Annotated in this window: 22 protein-coding genes; 11 read left to right on the forward strand and 11 right to left on the reverse strand. The window is 40.1% G+C overall.

Translation table 11 applies throughout. The annotated features are described in order from the left end of the window. Positions 1 to 60 precede the first annotated feature (60 nt). On the forward strand, positions 61 to 1452 hold the full coding sequence (locus tag D1367_RS13650) for a PP2C family protein-serine/threonine phosphatase (protein ID WP_118166933.1): 1392 nt from the start codon (positions 61 to 63) through the stop codon (positions 1450 to 1452). 42 nt (positions 1453 to 1494) lie between these two features. Here D1367_RS13650 and D1367_RS13655 read toward each other — a convergent pair whose 3' ends face one another. Both D1367_RS13655 and D1367_RS13660 read right to left on the reverse strand, forming a co-directional pair. Further along, positions 1495 to 2001: an iron-containing redox enzyme family protein gene (locus D1367_RS13655; RefSeq protein ID WP_244945003.1), complete on the reverse strand. Its 507-nt coding sequence runs from the start codon at positions 1999 to 2001 to the stop codon at positions 1495 to 1497. A 675-nt stretch (positions 2002 to 2676) separates the two neighbouring features. Then, positions 2677 to 3960, reverse strand: a complete 1284-nt coding sequence (locus D1367_RS13660; RefSeq protein ID WP_118166935.1) for an ankyrin repeat domain-containing protein — start codon at positions 3958 to 3960, stop codon at positions 2677 to 2679. 267 nt (positions 3961 to 4227) lie between these two features. On the opposite strand from D1367_RS13660, the gene D1367_RS13665 reads away from it, so the two are divergent. Continuing rightward, positions 4228 to 4698: a DUF4079 domain-containing protein gene (locus D1367_RS13665; RefSeq protein WP_118166936.1), complete on the forward strand. Its 471-nt coding sequence runs from the start codon at positions 4228 to 4230 to the stop codon at positions 4696 to 4698. 112 nt (positions 4699 to 4810) lie between these two features. On the opposite strand, the gene D1367_RS13670 is transcribed toward D1367_RS13665, so the two are convergent. Continuing rightward, positions 4811 to 5485: a DUF1997 domain-containing protein gene (locus D1367_RS13670; protein ID WP_118166937.1), complete on the reverse strand. Its 675-nt coding sequence runs from the start codon at positions 5483 to 5485 to the stop codon at positions 4811 to 4813. 178 nt (positions 5486 to 5663) lie between these two features. Here D1367_RS13670 and D1367_RS13675 point away from each other — a divergent pair, with 178 nt between their 5' ends. After that, a complete protein-coding gene (locus D1367_RS13675; RefSeq protein ID WP_118166938.1) occupies positions 5664 to 6323 on the forward strand; it encodes an NAD(P)H-binding protein in 660 nt (219 codons plus the stop codon). 326 nt (positions 6324 to 6649) lie between these two features. Here the strand turns inward: D1367_RS13675 and D1367_RS13685 are convergent, their stop codons facing one another. Then, the gene (locus D1367_RS13685; protein ID WP_228674891.1) at positions 6650 to 7978 is read right to left on the reverse strand and encodes an RNA-guided endonuclease InsQ/TnpB family protein; all 1329 of its coding nucleotides are present in this window, start codon (positions 7976 to 7978) and stop codon (positions 6650 to 6652) included. A 47-nt stretch (positions 7979 to 8025) separates the two neighbouring features. Between D1367_RS13685 and tnpA the strand changes: the two genes are divergently transcribed. After that, positions 8026 to 8427, forward strand: coding sequence for an IS200/IS605 family transposase (tnpA, locus tag D1367_RS13690; RefSeq protein ID WP_118166940.1), 402 nt, complete (start codon positions 8026 to 8028; stop codon positions 8425 to 8427). A 384-nt stretch (positions 8428 to 8811) separates the two neighbouring features. On the opposite strand, the gene D1367_RS13695 is transcribed toward tnpA, so the two are convergent. Next, a complete protein-coding gene (locus D1367_RS13695; protein ID WP_118166941.1) occupies positions 8812 to 9276 on the reverse strand; it encodes a DUF29 domain-containing protein in 465 nt (154 codons plus the stop codon). A 418-nt stretch (positions 9277 to 9694) separates the two neighbouring features. Between D1367_RS13695 and D1367_RS13700 the strand changes: the two genes are divergently transcribed. Continuing rightward, positions 9695 to 10354: a glycoside hydrolase family 24 protein gene (locus D1367_RS13700; protein WP_118166942.1), complete on the forward strand. Its 660-nt coding sequence runs from the start codon at positions 9695 to 9697 to the stop codon at positions 10352 to 10354. Between the two features lie 14 nt (positions 10355 to 10368). Here D1367_RS13700 and menH read toward each other — a convergent pair whose 3' ends face one another. From menH to metG, 5 genes are all read right to left on the reverse strand, one after another. Further along, a complete protein-coding gene (menH, locus tag D1367_RS13705; protein WP_118166943.1) occupies positions 10369 to 11187 on the reverse strand; it encodes a 2-succinyl-6-hydroxy-2,4-cyclohexadiene-1-carboxylate synthase in 819 nt (272 codons plus the stop codon). A 543-nt stretch (positions 11188 to 11730) separates the two neighbouring features. Continuing rightward, complete coding sequence (locus tag D1367_RS13710) at positions 11731 to 12132, reverse strand: metal-sensing transcriptional repressor (protein ID WP_118166944.1); 402 nt, start codon at positions 12130 to 12132, stop codon at positions 11731 to 11733. A gap of 194 nt (positions 12133 to 12326) precedes the next feature. Further along, entirely contained in the window at positions 12327 to 13538 is a 1212-nt protein-coding gene (gene lptC / locus D1367_RS13715) for an LPS export ABC transporter periplasmic protein LptC (RefSeq protein WP_181985177.1), read from the reverse strand. After that, a complete protein-coding gene (locus D1367_RS13720; protein WP_100900104.1) occupies positions 13538 to 14167 on the reverse strand; it encodes a LabA-like NYN domain-containing protein in 630 nt (209 codons plus the stop codon). Before D1367_RS13720 ends, lptC begins: the two co-directional genes overlap by 1 nt. Positions 14168 to 14333: 166 nt before the next feature. Continuing rightward, the gene (gene metG, locus D1367_RS13725) at positions 14334 to 15938 is read right to left on the reverse strand and encodes a methionine--tRNA ligase (RefSeq protein ID WP_118166945.1); all 1605 of its coding nucleotides are present in this window, start codon (positions 15936 to 15938) and stop codon (positions 14334 to 14336) included. Between the two features lie 368 nt (positions 15939 to 16306). On the opposite strand from metG, the gene D1367_RS13730 reads away from it, so the two are divergent. Both D1367_RS13730 and D1367_RS13740 read left to right on the forward strand, forming a co-directional pair. Beyond that, positions 16307 to 17032: a lysophospholipid acyltransferase family protein gene (locus tag D1367_RS13730; protein WP_118166946.1), complete on the forward strand. Its 726-nt coding sequence runs from the start codon at positions 16307 to 16309 to the stop codon at positions 17030 to 17032. 256 nt (positions 17033 to 17288) lie between these two features. Beyond that, positions 17289 to 18116, forward strand: coding sequence for an alpha/beta fold hydrolase (locus D1367_RS13740; protein ID WP_118166948.1), 828 nt, complete (start codon positions 17289 to 17291; stop codon positions 18114 to 18116). 98 nt (positions 18117 to 18214) lie between these two features. Here D1367_RS13740 and D1367_RS13745 read toward each other — a convergent pair whose 3' ends face one another. Then, on the reverse strand, positions 18215 to 20107 hold the full coding sequence (locus D1367_RS13745) for a PhnD/SsuA/transferrin family substrate-binding protein (RefSeq protein ID WP_118166949.1): 1893 nt from the start codon (positions 20105 to 20107) through the stop codon (positions 18215 to 18217). A 540-nt stretch (positions 20108 to 20647) separates the two neighbouring features. Here D1367_RS13745 and D1367_RS13750 point away from each other — a divergent pair. Genes D1367_RS13750 through D1367_RS13765 form a run of 4 tightly spaced genes read left to right on the forward strand, consistent with a single transcriptional unit; the run spans position 20648 to position 21752 of the window. Beyond that, positions 20648 to 20884 (forward strand): hypothetical protein, encoded by a 237-nt coding sequence (locus D1367_RS13750; protein ID WP_118166950.1) that lies wholly within the window; start codon positions 20648 to 20650, stop codon positions 20882 to 20884. Continuing rightward, on the forward strand, positions 20881 to 21177 hold the full coding sequence (locus tag D1367_RS13755) for a type II toxin-antitoxin system PemK/MazF family toxin (RefSeq protein ID WP_118166951.1): 297 nt from the start codon (positions 20881 to 20883) through the stop codon (positions 21175 to 21177). Before D1367_RS13750 ends, D1367_RS13755 begins: the two co-directional genes overlap by 4 nt. Then, entirely contained in the window at positions 21140 to 21388 is a 249-nt protein-coding gene (locus D1367_RS13760; RefSeq protein WP_118166952.1) for a hypothetical protein, read from the forward strand. Before D1367_RS13755 ends, D1367_RS13760 begins: the two co-directional genes overlap by 38 nt. Then, complete coding sequence (locus tag D1367_RS13765) at positions 21375 to 21752, forward strand: type II toxin-antitoxin system PemK/MazF family toxin (RefSeq protein ID WP_118166953.1); 378 nt, start codon at positions 21375 to 21377, stop codon at positions 21750 to 21752. Before D1367_RS13760 ends, D1367_RS13765 begins: the two co-directional genes overlap by 14 nt. Positions 21753 to 21813: the final 61 nt, after the last annotated feature.

Consider the following 21813-nt stretch of genomic DNA (forward strand, 5'->3'; position numbering starts at 1 on the left):
CCAAAGCCAAAAGATTTATAAGTAATCTAAAATCTGCCAATATAAAGTGCAATAGTACCTGTGCCTGTGTCTCAACTGCCCTCTCAACCCACTGACAACAATAGTAGTGCCGCGACAGATGTCACACCAGTCGTAGCACTCAAAGAACTCGTAGCAAGGTTGCACCGGGAACAGAACAAAATTCAAGATTTGCTAAGTTCTTTAGGATTTGCTCTGAGAAGTTTCAATAATTTGAATCAGTTTTTGGAACTGATCCCACTGATGGCAACAAGAGTGACAGATGCAGACGGCAGCGCCCTGTTTCTCTACAAACCTAATGGTCAAGTAAGATTAGAGCAGTTACATTGGCAAGATAGTGGCCAGCGAAAAAATATCCGCAAAGCGCTAGAAATAGCCAGCAGTCAAATCACACTTCTACCCAATGCTGCCCCTCTAGCAAATGCCACGGGGATTTTGGATGACCAGATGCATCGCTATTTGGGGCCAGATGTGCAAATCTTTGGTACGGCGATTCTGGTGAAGCATACAGAACGGGGATGGCTCTATGTTTTGAGCCGCGATCCAGAATATAGTTGGACAGAAACGAGGCAAAAATTAGTTAGGTTAGTAGCAGACCAAACAGCCGTTGCGATCGAAAACGATGAACTAGCTGTAGAACTAAGAAAAAAAGAACGCCTAGATCAAGAGCTAGAAATTGGCGCAGAAATTCAACGGCGACTTCTGCCACGTCAATGTCCCACAATCCCTGGTGCAGTCCTAGCGGCACGCTGTAAACCTGCCAATCGTGTCGGCGGAGACTACTACGACTTTATTGCTACCAATCACAATAAGATTCAGCCCAAGACCAAAGATAGCACGGAAACTAGTCGCTGGGGTTTAGTTATTGGAGATGTTATGGGCAAAGGTGTCCCTGCTGGGCTGATTATGACGATGATGCGGGGAATGTTACGGGGAGAAGTGCTACATGGTAATTCTCCTGCCAGAATTCTACAAAACTTAAATAGAGTTATGTATGCGGATTTGGAAAATTCCCACCGCTTTGTAACGCTATTTTATTCAGAATATAATCCCCACAGCCGAATTTTGTCTTATAGCAATGCGGCACATAATCCTCCTTTGTGGTGGCACGCAGCCACGAAAACTGTCAGCCGTTTAGATACTCTAGGGATGCTAATCGGTTTGGATGCTAACAGCCAATATGAAGATGCCCAGGCACAGTTAGAGCCTGGAGATACAATTATTTACTATACAGATGGCTTGACCGATGCCGCAGCTGCTAGTGGCGATCGCTTCGATGAAGATAACTTTGTCGCTGGCTTCAATACGGCTTGCAAGTACTGCAATGGCCCAGAGGAAATTGTCGATTACCTATTTGACCAAGTTGAGCAATTCATTGGTGCTGATAAGCAAAACACTGATGATATGACACTAGTCGTTATGCAAATTTTATAGACAGAAAAGGAAAGCTGTTTTGCTGATTGGGTTTTAGATTATTTATTGCACTGCTGTTAATTTCACCCTCTCAGCCAATTTGTAGTTATTTCCCCAGAATTCATCCCAATTTGATTTAGCTTTTTGATAACCAGCAGCTAAATCTGGTAAATGACTCGGTTCAGCTTGGATAATTTCATTGATGGCATTCTTCACCATGACACGGTGACGGATATCTTCTTCACCAATATGAATATTCCAAAATTCCCAATCTATAGTTTCTTTATTGCTCTGAATATAAGGATTGAGAGTTATGTATTTATACATAGCAGTTAAATAAATCTGACACAAACACTCGCCACCCATGCCACACAGCCCAATGACGTAACCTATTGGCTTGTTTAAGGTTAGCTGTTTTAGTTCTGCTAGCAAATTAAAATTTTCTGGATGAAGAGAATCTGAAAAAATTTGGGGTTCTATTCCAATACTGGTGAGAAAATTATCCCAGAGTTGTAGATGAGTCTTTTTAAACCGACCATTTCCTAATTCCTCAGCCATAATTTGAGCCATTAAACTTTTAAAATCACCATAGTCCGCTTTGGAAATTAGGATTGAAAGTCGGCGGGAAACTCCATCCCCTGGTGGGTAGAGAGGGATAGCCGCCCGGCGACTTGGTGTATAGGGCCTTGGTGACTCTTTCCCATGCCCAAAAACTCCACGCCACTTGCGGGATGGAGTTTTTTATTTTTTCTTGGAATTTCTGTAGCGATCGCCTAAATGGTCGCACATTAACCTTTTTGGCTAAATTTTTTGTATTTACCCTTTAAGATATAGTGGTTCCCGACCTAGTGAGGTACGTTTTTAAAGCTATTAACCTTGGTGAGCAAGATTTGGTTGTACCTCAGTTGCCTGGGAAACGCTATAATACATAAAAAATGATCCTTAGAATACTTTTCCGTTCAAGTAAAAACTATATATTTTGCACATCTAGCACAGTAGGAAACGCCAAGGGGGAAACTAGGTAAAATGTACAAGGTAAAAAGTAAAAGGTAAATTTACTTCTTCATGTTTGCTTTCTTTCTATCCTTGTGACGCAAGCGTTTGGCCTGCTCCCTCTTAGCGTTTTAATTTTTACTTTCTCCGCCGTAGCAAGTTCACAACAGCTACGACGGAGTTTTGCTTTCTTTGTTTCTTACGCCCGGACTTGGTTTTTTAAATCTCCCTGGTATTTAAGTATTCAAATGACTATTCTTGCGCCCCAGCTTTTTGCAGACTCCGCACCACATTTTTATAACCATTAAATTCTGCAATCATTAAAGCAGTATAACCACCCCGGTTTTTCAAATTCACATCTGCCCCAGCTTGAAGTAATAACTGCACAATTTCGCCGTAACCTACTGAGGCAGCCCACATCAATGCTGTTGCCTTCGCTGAGTCTTGAAAATTCACATCTGCCCCCTTTGCCAGCAACAAATGTATTATCTCTGTGTGCTTGCGTTCGGTTGCCTTAATTAAAGCAGTTTTACCATCATCGCCCGGAGTGTTGATATCAGCACCATACTCTAGCAGCACTTTCACTGTTTCGCTGTGTCCCTGTGATGCAGCCAGCGTCAAAGCTACTTCACCGAGGTTTTTGTCAGTAATATCTGCCCCGGAACGCAGCAATGCTTCGACGATATGGCTGTGTCCCTGCAACGCTGCTACAAGCAGTGGCGTATCACCCAGGTGGTTCCTAATTTGGACATTTGCACCCCTGTTAAGCAACACTTGCACGACATCAATGTAGCCTTCCACAACGGCAAGGTGTAGGGCTGTTTCACCATCTTGGTCTTGGAGATTAATTTGGGCACCTCGATCTAGTAAAGCTGCTGCGATCGCACTGTGTCCAGCTGCTACTGCTGCCGATAGGGCTGTTCCACCATCGGCGTTTCTCACATTCACATCAGCCCCGGCTGCTAGCAGTGCTTCCACAACCTCCAGATGTCCTAAATCTGCTGCTAATGTTAAGAGTGTCTCACCTTCCTCATCTCGGATATTGACATCGACACCAGTTTGGAGAATTGCTTGTAAAACTTCTATTTGTCCCTGCTTAATGGCGAGTTTCAACGCAGTATCATCATCTTTATCTGCGATATCCACCTTTGCACCAGCAGCCAATAAGACTTGTACTACATCGACATGACCTTTAACTACAGCTGCCATTAAAGCTGTGCTGCCATCTTCATTAGTGGCATTGACATCAGCACCTTTGGATAGTAGAAGCTGCAAAATGTCAAGCTGTTTGGCACTAGCTGCCAACATTAAAGCCGTCAAACCATAGAGTTTTCTGGGCAAGTTGATATTTGCTCCAGCATCTAGCAGCGATCGCACAATTTCGGTGTAGCCTAAATTAGAAGCAAACATTAACGCTGTCGTGCCAAGGCGATCGCACAGGTCCACCCTCGCACCAGCAGCCAGTAGCGCACACAGATGCTTAATATCCCCGTTTTTAGCTGCTTGTAGCAGCAAAGTATCGTTGTTTTCAGTCATGGATGAGATCCCACACAGGGGGTTTTGTTCGTCTACCCTCAAAATTTAGTCTGAGATTGTTTATCCACTTTGGCAAGAGGTTTATGCAATTCAAAATTCACTCATTCTAAATTAAAATTCAATAGAAGCAGTCTTGGCAAACATTCTAGCTATTGGGTTGATGAAAATTCTTCTCTTTCTTAGCCTCTTTTTATTTGTGCAACTTTAAGCACAGAAAATAGAATTATGCTAATTTTTATGAAGATTTAATAATTGGGCGAGAACACGATGAGTCTGGAACTTTCTGCGTCGATAAAATATTGGCTGAACTTCTTTCATCCGGTGCTGATGTGGGCGCTATTAGTACTTTCAATTTATGCTGCCTACTTAGGGCTGCAAGTACAGCGTACCAGAAATGCTCAGGGGGAAGAAAAGAAAGAACTGATTAAAGGTAAATATAACGTCAGACACTACCAAATCGGGTCTATACTCCTAGCTTTGATGGTGGTAGGTGCAATTGGAGGGATGGGTGTCACTTACATCAATAATGGCAAGTTATTTGTCGCGCCTCACCTGCTGGCAGGACTGGGTATGACGGGTATGATTGCATTCTCTGCTGCTTTGTCGCCTTATATGCAAAAAGGGGCAAATTGGGCACGGGCAACTCACATTCTGGTGAATTTTACCCTTTTAGGGCTTTTTGCTTGGCAGGCTGTCACTGGTGTGCAAATTGTCCAAAGAATTCTTACTAAAGCATAGTCCTTTGTGATTTGTCCTCTCTTACAAAGTTCTGAGCGCCGGCTTCCGGCGATCAGACTTTGCGCTTTGTCATTTGTCATTAGTAGATGAGAAATGACAAAGGATTGTTGACTCAGCGCTTTTGTTTGGAATTCCCAGGAAAGGGTATTTCTAAAGATTTATGAAAATCTTCTTGAACTTTGCGAGTTAAGCGGCGGGAGACTTGGCGGACAATTTGGTTAAGTAAGCGATCGCCTGTAGATTGAATTATAGACTTGGGTAATCGCTGAATAAACCTGGGAAAGTGCAAATCAACTATTAAATCCAATTCCCATTCAACTCTGGTAATTTCACCAATGCTAGTGGAAGTATGGTTTTCTATTAACTGTAGAGATGCCCGATAGTCTACGTCATAACCAGGCGGTTGGTAGTCAGGGATAGGGATTGTACGGATGCGGTAAATACCCTCGTCTGGAGGCAACAATTCCAAACCAATTTTAGGTTCTACATCATAACCAAAAGCACCAAAACGACCAATTACTAAAGCGTAGCCATTTTCCCCAAGTAATTGCACCTTCATGGGTTCAGCGCAACGCGAAAACCATGAGGCGTGATTATTAAGATACTGGGCAACCTTCTCTGCTGGGGCAGGCATTTCCATAAAATCTTGATAACGACCGGAAAATTTTGTGACCGGCGCTACATTTGCTTGTGTTAATGTGTCCTGGGCTGCTTCTTGGCTGGAAGCTACAGGTAAAACTGCTTCTGTTATTTCCCAGGATTTATATTCGCTTTTTTTTGAAAGCATAAATGCATTAATGTATATTTTAGCGTTCGTCTATATTAATAATTCCCCACATTCCTGGGTCATTTCACACTAATATCCCATTTTTACCGAAACCTCATTAATCTACCATCAAGTCCATAGAATTACTAAAATAAAGAACTGAACAAGCACACAATAGTTTCCCAGGATAGCATTTCTCATGAAAGCATTTGTAGCAGGGGCAACGGGTGAAACAGGTCGCCGGATTGTGCAAGAGTTGATAGCGCGGAATATTCCCGTCCGCGCTTTGGTGCGGGATATAGAGAAAGCTAGGGGTATTCTCTCTCCTGAAGCCGAATTAGTTGTAGGCGACGTATTACAACCAGAAAGTTTAACTGCTGCGTTGGGAGATAGCACAGTTCTGTTAGTTGCAACTGGTGCAAAACCTAGTTTTGACCCCACTGGCCCCTATAAAGTAGATTTTGAAGGGACTAAAAATTTAGTAGAAGCTGCTAAGGCAAAGGGAATTGAGCATTTTGTCTTAGTTTCTTCTTTATGTACTTCCCAGTTATTCCATCCACTGAACTTGTTTTGGCTGATTTTAGTGTGGAAAAAACAAGCTGAAGAGTACATCCAGAAAAGTGGTCTTACCTATACGATTGTGCGGCCTGGTGGGTTGAAGAATGAAGATAACTCCGATGCGATCGTGATGCAGAGTGCTGATACACTGTTTGACGGTAGTATACCCAGGCAAAAAGTCGCCCAAGTTGCTGTTGAGGCGTTGTTTGAAGCAGATGCACGCAATAAAATTGTCGAGATTGTTGCCAAACCGGAAGCTACTTCCAAAACTTTTGGGGAATTATTTGCTAACGTCGCGTAATCAACCAGTGGGGAGTTAGGGGTTAAAACTCTTATAGCGTGTCTTGCTTGGATAAAAAACGCGCTTTGGGCACAGCAATGCTCATAGGTGTCAACTTAAGCGCAAATCCTCTTAAAACCTCGTTTACAGCCTCTAGGCTGGAAATGCTGCTCTTGGCGGCTCTGCCGCCAGCAAGGGAGGCGGAGCCTCTAGGACGGCATTCCCAGCCAGAGGCTGGGAACGAGACAACGAGACAATATCTAAAAGCTGGTTCTAGGCTGGCTTTCACGTTAAGTTGACACTAATAAGCAATGCTGTGCCCCTACGAACAGTCGGTTTCTATTGGATTAAGCTTCCCCGCGCTGAAGCGACGGGGATTTCTGAAGAGTCCATAATCGAACTTTCTTAGGCTGACTTAAACAACCTCTACTTACTCTACTTAAGTCAAACTTAAATATCGCAGCTACTTTCTTGATTATGTTAACCGCACCGTGGCAGTCCGCATTTATTTTGATTCCAGTTGAGGTTTGAAATTGACCTCTAGTAATCCGAAGACCGCTGCTTTTCCACCCTTCGGGTTTTTCACCAAATTTAGGCAGAAAATCATTATCGATGAACGAACTCTTGGAGGTATAACTCTCTTCTGTTTCAACAAAAACAATACCGTATTGTTCGCATAATTGAGCTATGCGTCTTTTGAGTTTAGCTGTTGGTATTTGAACAAACTTTTGATTGTTCTTTTTACCCATATCAGCACCGTCTTTTTGCCCCTCATTCCATCCAAAGACAACAGTACCGATTTTATTGTCTATGCAATGGTTGATTACGATTCTTGCAGCTTTATTAACAGCATCTCGCATTGTCCGATTACGTTTTTCTGTAATTGCCGCAAGTCGGTTTGACCAAAAACCCTGTGGTTTTCCTTCTTTTATGTTAGCAACTGATTTGTTGTACCACTGATTAATGCTTTTGAGATGTAATCCATCAACGATAAAGGATGTTCCAGTATTCGATACACAAGTCAACCAGTTATCGATACCGTGGTCAATTCCAAGTACTTTAGACTTATCAAGTTCAATAATTGTTGTGTTTGTTTTATAGACAAACTCAGCATAAAAGCATCTGTTTCTTGGTAGTATTCTAACCTCCCTGATATCCTTGAAATCTAAATTTGACGGCATTGGTAGATAAAAAGAATCAACACCAAACCAAGTTTTTACCAAACTTCCTAAAGGAAATCTCAGCATCCCATTTTTTAGTTTTATGGATCGTCCAGTAAAAGTAGCAACTGCTAAACCACCAGATGTTCTATAATTTGGCAATTTTGGCTTTTGAGCTACTGTACCGTTTTTTATGCCTTTCAATAACCCAACAAAAGACTTAAAAGATTCAGCAACGCCTGTTAATATCTGTTGTGCTGTATCTGAATACAAAGCTTGATAATGTTTGTTCTTTTGAAGAGTTCCTATCTCTTTGTGCAAATCAGCTTTACTTGGTAACTTGCCAGTTTTGAAATAAAGTTGACGACTGTAATAAATTCCACAGTTTATTAAGCTATTCGCTTCTATGCAAACAAATTCAAGCAAGGCTTTTAAATCCAAGTCTTGGTTAATTAAAACTTGCTGACATCCGTACACCTTTAAATTAATCCTTTGTCGTTTGTCTTGACCTATCAACTATAGCTGAGTTAAGCTATATTTGTCAATAGGTCAGAATAAACGACATGAAAACTACTTTGGAGTACAGAAATGGTAATCACTCAAAGGGGAATGCAGTAGTTCATTTAGTATGGATTCCTAAGCGCAGAAAAAAGGTTTTGACCGGAGAGATAGCTAAACGCCTTCGACAAATAATTAATGAGCTAGCCCTGGAAAAAGACTGGGATGTTTTAGCGTTAGAAGTCGCTCCTGATCATGTACATTTATTTGTAGAACATCAACCAGATATTGCTATTAACCAGATAGTAAAAGCCTTTAAAGGACGCTCATCTTATATATTGCGTAAAGAGTTTCCACAATTATTGAAATTGCCTAGCCTATGGACTAACAGCTATTTTTACTCTACTGCGGGGCAAGTTTCAGCAGATGTAATTAAGAGGTATATTGAAGATCCACATCACGGATAATATTCACGGCGAATTAATTCGCCGTTGGCACTTCCTCCACGCATCTGTTGCCAAGTGGCTTCCGTGCCGTTCGGAGAGTTTTTTGTGAACTTTACCAGAATGAGCGCGTCAATCAATGTTCGCTCCATCCCACAGCCAAAAGGGTAAAGCGCAATGCGCTTTACCCCTACACTGATTAACGATAAGTAGAACGGCGGAAATAATTTGCACGTTTGTAGTAAGGACTTTAGTCCTAAAAGAAGGACTGAAGTACTTACTAGGAACTGAATTACAATAATTTTACATTAGAAAACACATAGTTTGAATTATTCACACCGACTTACTTAGACGAGCGATCGCTCTCTGATTACTTTCGTCTTCACAAAAAGCGATATAAAATCACTTTTACTCTGGAAAGTACTCATTATTGAAAATTTCTTCAGGAGTAAAAGGGCATTTTTCTGGAAAAATTCCCGGCTGTAAAGCTGTTTTTTGAATTGCTTGTCTTCTGGCTTTAATATAAACTGCATCTAAGCAGTTAATAGAATAGTTATAAAGTGTTTTGGAACGAAAATAAAATTCTAGTTCATCACGAAAATTAGTTATTTCTATTTGCCAGCCTCGTTGACAATCTTGTTTTTGAGTTTCCCAATAACGATAAAGCAAAAGATGAATTAATAATTGTTTCAAGTAACTTTCTACTTTTCGTCTTTGTTCAATTCCCAAAGCTTCAATTTCTTCTGCTAAATGTTGCCAGTCCAGATTTTCAATATCTTTATTTTCTAATTGTTTAAATGTTGTTTCTACCCACAAATAATAGTCTTCTTCGTAAAGGGTAGGTTCAACAGATTTTAATATTTCTGTTGTCATAGTTAATTACTTAGAAAATTAATCATTTAATTATAACATAGGTTAGCGATCGGACTATCCGACACTAAAAATGCAGGGGTTTAGCAATGAACCAGTTTTAGAAGTACAACTCGAAAATAGCACAATTTAAGTGAGGTAGCGATTTCTTACCGAAAGTAGGATGCTACAAGAAGCGATTGAGTTTATACTTAGTCGAGATTGTTGGGAGTATCTCTTTATGCTCATTTTTCCTAATTCTTAAAGAAATGAGCAAAGTCGGGAATGATAACTAACAATTAGGTGTGAACTTTAATGGAATAAGTTCGTCAATGATTTTTGTTAGCAAAGAGAACAAATTTGAAGGAGTCGGATTCTGAAAGGCTTTGAATTCAAAGGTGTTGAAAAACTTATTGGGCCAATAGCCGCGCTTCTCGGCTTTGTGTATTTGTTGCAATGGTATATTGGAGACTTGCGATCGCCTTCTGATCCCATCTTTGCAGTTCAACAGCCGCCTCTAGTGATGAAACAGGGCGACCCCTATATCCGCGCTTTAATGCGAACCATCTCGGCAAGTGAGGCGAGTGGTAATCGTCCCTATTCGCTGTTGTATGGTGGGCAACAAGTCAACGACCTTAGCCGACATCCTGAGATATGCGTCACAATTGTCACAGGCCCCAACACAGGTAATTGTTCTACTGCTGCTGGCAGGTATCAAATTATCAACATTACTTGGTATCGTTTAGCCCCCCGTTATCATCCAAATCCAATGCAGATGATGTTTTGGACTGCTTATAGTTTTGAAGCAGAATATCAAGATGTAGTAGTTTACCGTTGGTTAAATGATTCTAAAGTTTGGGGAACTGATATTTCTCAACTGTTGCGTCAGGGAAAGTTAAATGATGTTTTGCGGCGGCTCTCTCCCACCTGGACAAGTCTAGGATATGGTATAGAAACTAATTCTGTTAGTAGCTCTCTGCCTAAAGTTTATCAGAAAATGTTGCAAGAGGAATTGGCCGCAGCTAATCAACCAACAGCCCCGATGACACCATCGCCAACTCCTTCTAGCAAGGCAGTAAAGAAGTTGCCAAGGAAGCAGTGAGGTTATCCTAATTTTTAACTTGCTGCATAGAAAAAATCTTTGATGTTTTCCACAAATGCAAAGGTATTTTCAAGGTGAATATTATGTCCAGCATTACTAATTATTTTTAGTTGAGCAAATTCACATATTTGATCCATTTGGTTATTAATAGATATAAACTTTTTATCATATTCACCCACTAGTAAGAGTAGAGGAATATTATTCTCTTGTAACTTTTGCCACAAAGAAGGTTGGCATCCAGTTCCCATGAAGCGCAATGATTTATCTAATTCGTGTGGATTATTCTGCAACCGACTTTTTATCATGCGATCGTATTCTGGATGATTTTTTATATAACCAAAAATCGGTTGATTGTACCAATTTGATAAAAAAGCTTTCAAATCACTTTTTTCAATGCTTCTTGTTAATTTTCTGCCTATTTGCGTATCCATTTTAATGCGTTCTAATCGTTCTGCTTCTGTTGGCAAACCTGGGGAAGCTGACTCTAGTAAAACTTTATGAAAACGTTCGGGAAAATGCAAGGTGAGGTATAAAGCCAATCTCCCACCCATTGAATAACCAATTAAAAAGCATTTAGCCATTTTTAACTCATCCAGTAAATTGATTAAAGCATGAGCAGTGTTTGCCATTGTGTAGTACTCGTCCCCACCCAAAACTTGAGTTTTGCCATGTCCAGGAAGGTCAAGTGTTAAATAATAAAATTCATCAGATAGTAATTTTATGGCTTCATCAAATTCATCTATGTTACCCATGAAGCCGTGCAGAAAAAGAATCGGTGGTTTGTCTGGGTTGCCAATTAAAGAATAGGAAAATTGATAATTTTTTCTGCTCATAGTTTAGCTAAAAACCATCGTTGCTGTATATAGCGCAATACGCTTAGAGGATGTTTGAAAAGGGTCGGCTTGAGCCTCAAGTGCGACTCAGGGGTGGGATCTCAAATCCCAAAACTCCTATTCTCTCGTAGCAGTTTCTCGGTAGCCAGGGTAGTGAAACACACGCTGAAGGACTTTTCAAACATCCTCTTAGGTTAAGGGCTACTGGCAAAAATTTTAGGTTTTTGAGACGCGATAAATCGCCGTCTCTACAAGTGTTTTGATCTTATCTTAACTGTATTGGTATATAGCGGTTCTCGTTTACGTGAGGTACACCACACCCGTAGGGGCACGGCAGTGCCGTGCCCTTACACCTTGCGATATAATGTTGTACCGCATCTGAATGGGAACGAGGTAAAAGGAGGAAAAGTCTATAAAAATAGGTTGTCTACTAGTTCGCAACATGATGTTGTGTTAATATCACGATGCACTATTGAATTTTGATGTATCGCTGTTAGTGCATCACCAATTTTGCAAATGTATTTTACATTATTTTTCTAATTATTAAGGTAAAAATCTATCTAAAGCAGCTTTTAACTGTTTAATTTCAACGTCAATATTACCCTCTTGTGCAGCTCTAGCAATACACTCAGTTAAATGTTCATCCAAAACAATTCGCGCTACCTTATCTAATGCGCCTCGCACTGCGGCAATTTGCAGCAGAACATCAGGACAAGGGCTATTTTGCTGCACCATTGTTTTAATACCACGAACATGTCCTTCTATCCGCGATAATCGATTGGCAATTCGCCGTAATGACTCTTCGCTATGGACGTGAGGATGAGCAGACTCTCCAGCCTCATGAGTATGATCTGTATGCTCGTGGTCTGTATCGTGATGGTGGGAATGTTCTGCTTGTTGGGGTATTGGCAAGGATTCCTTGTCTAATCGGTTTGATCCATTCATGGTTATCAGAAGACTTGTATTACTAAGATCCTAGCCTAGTGCTTGTGGGGAATCGGGCATTGGGCATTGGGCATTGGGCATTGGGAAAGAGGAGGTAGAAGGCAGAAGTTTTTGAATTTTGAATTTTGAATTTTGAATTTTGAATTTTGAATTGATTTCTCCCTCATTTCCCTCACTACCCCACTGCCCTAACTCTACTGCTGACGATTGGCTCTTTCTTGGGGAATGATTTCTGTTACTACCCTACCGCTAGAAGTGCCGCCTTTAACAACAATATTTTCTGTTTGCAGATTACCAACGGCTGTTTCACCTGTAAAATTTAACGGTGGGTCAACTTGTCGATAAACTACATTTCCCTGAGCTTCAACTAACTTATTGTCTAAATACCAAGTTAATGTATTAGATTTCAAAGACTGGCGACGCTGACCAATGGCGTTGACGTTACCTGTTAAATAAACCGTTTTTTGCGGTATTTTCATTTCACCTTGATTGGCGGTGACGGTAAGATTTTCGGCACGCTGGAACATCCTCACTGGGGAATTTGTAGTAACAGTTTCTGCGTTCATATTCCAAGTCATAGAGTTACTAGTTATTTGCACTGGTGGGTCTAGTAAATCTAATTGAGCATTTTTTTGAATAGTGGCAATTTTCGTTTTTAAGTTGACTTCGGCAGAATTTCCTTTGCCGCGATCGCTAATTTTATTATCTTTGTAACGGTCTATTTGTAAAGGGCGATCGCCAATCAGTTTTTCTTCTTTAATATTCCAAATTAAATGCTCGGTTCTTACTTGTAACTGGGGATCAATGGAATTTGCTATTACCCCTCCAGAAAATTCCATGCGCTGTTCGCGGGTTTTAACTCGTGCTTCCTGCGCCACAGCTTGTAGTTGTTTATGACTACCGTTAATCTGGTTGCGGACAATCAACAAATCTTCTTTGGGTCGCCATTCTAATTCATTACCTTGCAATACAATGCCATTACTGGGATCTGTAGCAAATATTCTACCTTTCAGAAATAACTGCTTTCCATCTTGTTCAATATCTGCGACATCAGCCTTGATTTGATAAACTACTTTGCCATCTTGATATAGTTCACCATAAGGACTTTCAGCTTGACCAATTTGTTTTTCTTTGGTGTATTTTGCTTGTTTCGCCCTGACTTTCCAAATCGGTCGTCCTACTTCATCTGCTTGTTCTAAGGTGACATCAAAGAAAGTCAAATTGCTATCTTGGTTAGATGAAGCCGCAGTATCTTGTTGAGAAGCTGTGGGAGATTTACCCCCACAGCTGACTAAACCAAATATCAAGAAAAAAATTAAAGGTAAAAGAAGAAAGGGAGGAGTAGAGGAGAAATTTTTAATTTTTCTCTCGCCCTGTCTCCCCCTTTGATGAAATTGATACGCCATTATTCTTGGATTTCTAGATGTCCATCACTAGTTCTGGTGTCTTCCAAAAAACCGATACCAGATAACGGGCGGTATGGATAGCTTTGGCGAGGGGTTTTTTGAATATCTTCTTTGATGGCTTCTAAATCGATGTAGCGATCGCTTACATTAATTAAGCTGTCGCTGGTCATCGAACGCAAGCTCACCACTTCTACCCGCACGCCGCGATAGCTGACTGAATTTACCGCATAAGCCAAATCCCCATCACCGCTAACTAAAACTGCGGTATCATAAGAATCTACTAGTGCCATCATATCGACTGCTATTTCTACATCTAGGTTAGCTTTTTTAGAGCCATCTGGTAGCTGAACTAGATCCTTAGCAATGACTCGATAGCCATTGCGACGCATCCACAGCAGAAACCCCTGTTGCTTCTCGTTTGTCCGGTCTACACCAGTGTAGAAAAAAGACCGTAGTAGTCTAGAACCTCCAGTTAATCGGCACAGCAACTTCGTGTAATCGATTTCAATCCCTAGTTGCAGTGCAGCGTAAAATAGATTTGAGCCATCAATAAATATGGCCACCCTACCCCGATTCTCCAAAACCTGTTCTGGCGTAAAGATTGAATCGGTTTCAAAATTATTCAACATCATTGTGATACCTCAATTATTATCCCTGTTATTTTTGATACAAATTACCAACTTTTAGATGCTAGTCACAGCGGCTTATGATAATGTTCCGGGACTAATTTAAGTTCAGCCCCGATAAATTTTTTGAGAAAATAAGAAATTGAACAAAATCAGACTTTGATAAGGATTAATCGTTCTTCGGGGGTTCTATTCGCTTAAAAATCGGTTGGGCTGTACCCAACTGTTGTTTACTAGATAGTATCCCCCATGTCGCATGGGTGGCAAAAGGAGCGGTAATTGAACTTTGTATTTGATCGTTAAAGTTTATTCCAAAGCCCAGTTGCTGATAAATATCGCTACTGATGTTCGGAATAATTGGGGAAAGCAGATAAGCTGCTAGTCTAACCGATTCTAGAACTGCGTACAGAACTTTTTCCACCGACTCCTGCTGTCCCTGTTTATATAATGACCAAGGAGCTTGTTCATCAATAAACTTATTACTGGCTTGCGCCAGTGAAAGGATTGCCTTGCAGGCTTCACTGAAAGCTAGATCCTGGTATGCTTGTTTTACCTGTTCCCCTAGACGTAAACCAATTGCTTTCAAAGGATTTTCGTCAGAAATTCCTTCATTGCCGATTGAAGGTACATTATTCTGGGCGCAGTATTTCTTCACCATGTTCAAGGTGCGATTGAGCAAATTACCTAAATCATTTGCCAAATCTGCATTCAGAACATTAATGAACCTTACTTCATTAAAATCTCCATCCTTGCCAAATTCGATTTCCTTAAGGAAGTAATAACGAACGGCATCACTACCATAACGCTGAACTAACGCTATAGGATCAAGGGTATTACCCAGACTTTTGCCCATCTTTTGACCATCTTTAGTCAAAAAGCCATGCCCAAATACTCGTTCTGGCAAGGGTAAGTTAGCCGACAACAGCATTGCTGGCCAGTAAACTGCATGGAAGCGCAGAATATCCTTACCAATTAGGTGCAGGTTGATTGGCCACCATGTTTCTAAAGCATTTGCTAAAGTCGGTTCTGCATCTGGTTCTAGTAATGCTGTGACATAAGCTAGCAGCGCATCAAACCACACATAAAGGGTTTGCTTGGGATCAACTGGTACGGGAAAACCCCAATCTAGATTTACCCGCGAAATGGAGAAGTCTTGCAGTCCTTGATTGACAAAGCTGAGGACTTCGTTACGCCGACTTTCTGGTTGAATAAAATCGGGTTTAAATTGATAAAATTCTGTCAGCTTAGTTTGATATTTAGATAAGCGGAAAAAATAGTTTTGCTCGTCTCGCCACTCGACTTCTTTGTTAGTATGAATCGCGCAACGGTGTCCTTCTAGCAGATCCCGTTCTTCTTTGAATTCTTCGCAGGATACGCAGTACCAGCCTTTTTGTTGTCCCTGGTAGATATCACCAGATTTCCAGACTCGATCGAAGAATTCTTTGACGATCGCTTCATGACGAGGTGCGGTAGTCCGACTAAAGCGATCGTATTGAATATCCAGTATTTGCCACAAATTAACGAAGCTAGGGACAATTTCATCGCAAAACTCTTGTGGTGCTTTGCCTAAAGTTTCTGCCGATCGCTGAATTTTTTGCCCATGTTCATCTGTACCTGTAATTAGTAATACCTGATGCCCCAATAGCCTATGAAATCGCGCTACTACATCTGCTGCGATCGTCGTATAAGCACTGCCTATATGGGGCACATCGTTTACATAATATAGCGGTGTTGTTAGTGCAAATGTTTTTTTTGTTTTATTCACTAGATTCATACAAAATAAAAATTAACTTATAAAACGTTTTACTTTTATCGGAAAAACCAAGTAATTATACAATATTATTTCTATTTTTTCCAATAATCCCTTCATAGTAGCAAATTTTTCAGATCAAAAATTGTTTTGTAATATGCATGAATTCAACTCATTTTTGCCTACAACAGCGAATCATTATCATAATTTTTTTGAATACTTTATATTAGAAATTATTGTGATCAAAAATACATAATCCAGAATCCGGAAAATCTATCTGGTTTTGTGGATTAGATATTTCTATCTTAAGACGGTCATGGCAGTAGTAAAGAAATGTAAAAATTAATTTAAGATAAACTGCCATATTTACCGGAAAAATATATTGATTAGGTATGAGTCGAAATAGCCCCCTAGAGATTTCTCGCGCTTTGGTGGCGGCGCTTTCAACCCAAATGTTTTGTTATTACCAGGATCGCATTCCCCAAGATGCCAGCGTTTTGGTAGTCAGCAATCACCGCAGCTTTATGGATGCACTAATTTTAATGGCGGCGTTATCGAGTCCGATTCGCTTTGCTTGCCATCACTACATGGGACAAGTGCCAGTAATGCGGGAGATTGTCACCGGACAATTGGGGTGTTTTCCTTTGGAGGAAACTCAAAACCGTCTGCAAAGCTTTTTTTCGCAATCACAGGTGTTATTGCAGTCCAAGCAGATGGTGGGAGTCTTTCCAGAAGGAACTCAACCAATGGTGAAATTTACTGTGCCAAACCAAATGGGTGAATTTCAGCGCGGATTTGCCCATTTGGCATTGCGGGCTGATGTGCAGGATTTAGCAATTTTGCCGATCGCGATCGCCTCCTTAGAAGAAGTAAATACGAATGGCTTCCCCTTAAGGCTTTTGAGTCTATTTGACCCTTCAGAACCTTTATTTAATCAAGCTGGTTGGCATCCTCTGGTATTTTATCGTCGGGTTGCAGTGTTAATCGGTCGCCCTTATTGGATTACGCCCCAACATCATCAAAAATATCATGGTAAACAAGCCAGAACTGTTGTGGCTGAACTGACAGAACACTGTCATAGTGAAATTAGCAATTTACTGCGTCAAGGTTGTTATTAGAGGCATTCGATTTTGGATTGTCTTTACGACTTTTAGTAGCTTGTTTCTAAACCTTTTTTATTTTTGCTCAAAACTACCGAAGCTCTTAACAGCAACAATTAGCAATCCAAAAGTTTTATACCCACGACTTACGCAAAATTATCAAAAAACGAACCACAAAGGACGCAAAGGACACAAAGTCATAAGAGTTTGAGAGAGTTTTCGCGTAAGTCCTAATACCATTGACTAATGACCATTGACTAATGACCAATGACCAATGACTATAAGAGAAGTTGAGCTAAACCCTTGTTTCCTGACTCCTAAACGAGTAAAGCCAGAGTATCCCTTGTTGGTATATTTGCCAGGAATGGATGGAACTGGTCAACTATTGCGATCGCAAACGGTTGGATTAGAAACAGGCTTTGATGTCCGTTGTTTGGCGATCCCACGCAAAGACCTTAACACTTGGGATGTGCTAGCGAAAAGTGTATTGGACTTAATTTACGCCGAATTAGAAAAAAGCCCTCAGAGGCCAGTTTACCTGTGTGGTGAGTCCTTTGGTGGTTGCTTGGCAATGAAAGTAGCGATCCAAACACCGCATTTATTTAAGCGAATTATCTTAATTAACCCAGCTTCGTCCTTTCGTCTTCGCCCTTGGTTACATTGGGCATCTCAACTTACTTACTTAGTGCCATCAGAGTTGTATGATGTTGGCGCACTGGGATTGTTGCCGTTTCTAGCATCTTTGCCACGCATTTCTCGGAGCGATCGCCATGAACTGCTAAAAACTATGCGTTCTGTTCCGTCAGAAACCGTTCTTTGGCGGTTGTCTTTACTGCGAGAATTTGATATTGATAACAAGCAGTTAGGTCGCTTAACTCAACCAGTTTTGCTGATTGCTGGTGGTAGCGATCGCCTTTTACCTTCTGTAACTGAAGTGAAGCGGATAGGGAATATCTTACCAAATACCAAAATTGTGGTATTGCCCCATTGTGGACACGCTTGCTTACTAGAGGAAGATATTAATCTCTATGAAATTCTTAAGGATAACGACTTTTTAGAAAGTAATACTGATATAGGTACGGGGTTAGAGGTGAGAGGATAGGGTGAAGGGCGATCTAAGAGGTTTTCCGACTCTATATTCATAATGACCTGTTGCCCTTCCAATTAGATGTTTAATTCGGTAAAGTGCTGGCCTTAACATTAAGCTCCAGGTTGTAACACTACTAGCTGAGTAGGGTTTTCAATTGTTAGTTCACAAATGTCGTTTTCTAGTTCTATTGGCTCTACTCCAATAATCTTGACTTGTTTTCTATTAACAATTTCTGGTGAGCTACCATCCATAATTTTGTTCAGCGTTTGTGAAGAAACAAAGACTTGACAGATTTTATGATTTTCTCGTTCCAATCGTAATCGAATCATTCCATTGCCCTGATTGGTGAAACCAGCCACCCGTCCTAGAATCCCTTGAGATGTTGCATTACAAAAAAATTGTACGGGATTTCTACTAAAATTAGCGCAAGACAAAACTTGATCTGCTCTTAATGCAATCGTTCTAAATTCTTTGTAGTCTGGCTCTTTTCCTGTATCGTAGTTTGCCTGCTCCTTAATTTTTTTAGGCGCATTTTCTAAAATGTTTTGAATCTGCTTTTGAACAGTAGGACTCAATTTTGGAGATAAGTAAACTCCTGTGCCTGGAATTTCTCTACTAATTTGAATTACTCTAAATTGTGGATCATCCTTGATTGTACTGTATACAACTGCTCCTATATCTGCTTGTTTATTAGCTACTAGCTCTCGAATTTTACTACTTCTATGTCCTGCCGTTACAGTCGTAGATTTTCCATATAAATCATAGGTAGGCATATAGAAGCTCGAAGCTGAATTGTAATCTCCAAGCGCGATAGTTGTTGTAGACTTAATATCTTCAATTGACTTAATTAGACTATCAGACCTAACAAATAAGGCTGATTGAAAAGTAAGTGGATATTTAGGATACATTCGAGCTAACCATTTATAGCTATTATCTTTAGCTCGCATTCCATTCATGGGTGAGTTGGCAAATACGATATCCCATTTGTTTTTAGAAATATTATTTTGAGCTTCTTTATATGTAATTTCAGAGTTACCTTCAACTACTACATCTCTGGCTTGATAACCGAGTTGTTTTTTTAAGTATGTTTTAAATTCTGAATACTGCTTAGGTGAAGTGATAATGCCTATAACAAGAGGTTTTTTAGTAATATCTTTATAACAAATACCATTTTCTCTTGTTTCAGTAGTAGTTTCGCATGGTCTTAAATTAAAATAGTACCAAACAGCAAATATTCCTACTCCTAGTACTACAAAGGAAAAAAGGATTTTAGAAAAATGAATATATTTGTTATGAGGTGGTTTTTTGGGGGGTTCAACAGGTTTTGGAGGTTCTAGAGTGGTGACAACAGGTTTTGGTTTTGGAGGTTCTACTAGAGTTTTTACTGTAGTGTGGTCAGGCGGCTGAACATTTATAAGTAGTTCGATTTTTTCTAGTGAGATTCCTGTGAGTTCGCTAATAATTTTTTTAATGCCAACTTCGTTGAATTTTGCAGCAATATTTTCCCTAGTTCTAATACTGCCTAAAATCTGTTTTATTCTGGATACATGACAAATATGCACTGATTTTCCAGGTTGAAAGCTATTAATAACTGCATCTTCTATTTCAAATTGTGTTTGATCGGGGGCAACAACAAAATAATTAACCCAGAAAGGAATATCCTGAAATATACAAGACCGAAGTTTATCTTTAATAACTAGACTATACCGTTCAACTTGTCTATATGGATTGCCGCCAACAGCTTCAATTTTTGTATTATCAGAAAACCATGCTTCGTTGGCGCTTCCTGTCCACTTCCCTCTATATCCTTTTGCCTCCAAACATACAAATACTCCTGGCTCCATAACCACCAAAGCATCAATTTCGTGAAAGTTTGAACTCAGAGCCTCTCTAAAAGAAAAACCCATAAGGGCATAACCGGCAAGTTGTGCTTGCTCTAGAGTTGTTTTTAATTCTCTCTCAAAACCTTGAAGTTCAACTCCCTCTGGTAAAAGTACTTTCATAACCTTCTAGTTTAAATAGCCTATACTATATTATTTATTACATGCTAACAATGTAAAATCACGGCTTTAATCAGTTAATATACTTAAATAGTGTTTTTAGAATAAGGGACTTCCAAGTAAAAAAATATTCCATTGCTATTGTTCACCGTTGACCGTTGACGGTTCACGAGTTTTCAGTCAACAGTCAACAGTCAACAGTCAACGACTTTAATGTGGAATAATTTATTTTTTGGAGTTCCCTAAACTTATTTTGCTTTAATTCAGGGAATTTTTTAAGTGATGTAAAATTTGAATTTAAGCGAGTCAAAATTGGGAAACAGCTATCGCCTCAGCTTCTCCCATAACTGAAGTGCGATCGCACGGAAAGACCTCAACACTTGGGATGTGCTAACTAAGAGTGTATTGGACTTGAGCCACGCAATATTTTAACTTTTGCCTTGTTAGGTGAGAAGATAGGTAAAGGACATCTAATATCTCGTTACCTTCAAATAATATTTGTGTCCTTAAAAAGCTTAACCACATATTTTTGGAGACTCTCAAATGGTTGCTCTCAAGGAGTTCCTCAGCCTAGAATTAGATAAATTGAATGAAGAACAACTCAAACAAGTTAGTGATTTTATTGCCTTCCTAAAATTTCGCAGCAAAAATATTAGCTGGCAAATAGATAAAAATCAAATGGCTGCTCTTTACAGTGAATTTGCCGAGGAAGATCGTCAACTGGCTGAAGCAGGATTAGATGAATATGCAGAACTTCTTACACAAGAAGATTTGAAATGAGGGTTCAACGAGGTGAAGTATGGCTAGCCAATTTAGACCCTACCAAGGGTTCTGAACAAGCAGGAACAAGACCAGTTATTATCTTTCAAGATGATATCGTCGCCGAATTTTCCACCACTGTCATCACCATTCCTTTAACAACAAATTTACGTCGTGTGTCTTTGCCAACCTGTTTATTAATTCCAAGTGGTGAAGGTGGATTGATGCCGTGCTATAATAGTTTAATTTGTTTTGTTAAAAAACTCAAAACAGACTATGACCAAAACAACAGTCAAACTGCAAATTCCTTTTGAATCACTCCTAGATGCGATTGCCAACCTTCCTTTAGAAGAAAAACATCAACTGCGGCAATTATTAAATGAGGAAATTAATCAAGGCGAAGGAAATTTGCTTCAAGAAGACTCTTATGATTGGGGTTCCCAAGGGCAGCCAAAAGGCAAGCCAGTAGAATATATCCCTGGAGTTGGGCTAAAAGTTGTTGGTGGCAAGAATGCGCCAACCTGATTTGCTTGAGTGTGGCGACGTAATTATAGTAAGTTTGCCTACTAGTACTCCTAGAGGACGAGAACAACAAGGAACTCGACCTGCTGTAGTAGTCGGTATACCTTGGGGAGAAGTCCGCTATCCAATGCTAATGATTGCACCTTTAACTACCCAGAGTGGTTCTTGGGTGTTCAATAATCCCAGCTTATACCCGCGTTTGTTAGCTGGTGCGGGTGGTTTGCCTCTGCCTTCCATTGTCTTACTAGATCAAGCGCGGGGATTAGATATAAATCGAGTTTTGGCGTATTTAGGAACACTCACCCCTGAACAATATGTTCCTATTCTTGATGGATTAACACAGTTATTCAGACAACAAAATAGTTAATTTTAAACTAATATTTACCTTTCTAGAGGGATGTAGAGCCGCTAATATTTCGCTACAACTT

Source organism: Nostoc sphaeroides (genome assembly GCF_003443655.1).
Lineage (GTDB): Bacteria > Cyanobacteriota > Cyanobacteriia > Cyanobacteriales > Nostocaceae > Nostoc > Nostoc sphaeroides.